This is a genomic window from Bacillus sp. Xin1 (assembly GCF_013314535.1).
Taxonomy (GTDB): domain Bacteria; phylum Bacillota; class Bacilli; order Bacillales; family Bacillaceae_G; genus Bacillus_A.
This window is the reverse complement of sequence record NZ_JABUAE010000170.1, coordinates 1-593: the sequence shown is the minus strand read 5'-3', so window position 1 is coordinate 593 and position 593 is coordinate 1. Positions and strand designations below refer to the sequence as shown.

The following is a 593-nucleotide window of genomic DNA, read 5'->3' as shown; positions in this document are numbered from 1 at the left end:
CAATAAGTGCATCCATAGGTGCATCCGTATCTACGATACGAACTTGGGTCATACAATACAAGCATAATGGTGTAGAAGCGTTTATAAAATCCTATGCAAGTTACTCTGCACAGTTTAAACTAGACGTACTGAACTATATGAATGACCAAGGGACGTCATCGGATGAAGCAGCGGCAATTTTTAATATTCCTTCATCTGGTTTAATTCGTAAATGGAGAAAACAATTCGCATCACAAGGAACAGACGCCCTTATATCAAAGAAAGAGGGACGTTTAAACATGGTGAAGAAAACAAAAAAATCTACTACACCTATTAAAGGATCAATCGAAGAATTACAAGTAGAAGTAGAACGCTTACGAATGGAGAATGCATATTTAAAAAAGTTGAATGCCTTAGTTCAAAACAAGGAACAATTACAAAACAAGACAAAGTAAAAATAATTTTTGAATTAAGGGCTGAATTTCCTATACAGACAGTATTAAAATTTGCCTGCATTCCACGTAGTACATATTACTACTGGGTAAAAAAATGGAATGTCCCTGACAAAGATACCGAACTAAAAACACTCATTCAAACTATTTATAATGAACATA

The 593-nt window shown here is 34.2% G+C and carries 1 protein-coding gene; it reads left to right on the top strand.

The features are described 5' to 3' along the window. Positions 1–434 (top strand): helix-turn-helix domain-containing protein (locus HRG09_RS28325; protein WP_174104102.1); only part of this gene is annotated, 434 nt, incomplete at its 5' end. Between the last annotated feature and the right edge of the window lie 159 nt (positions 435–593).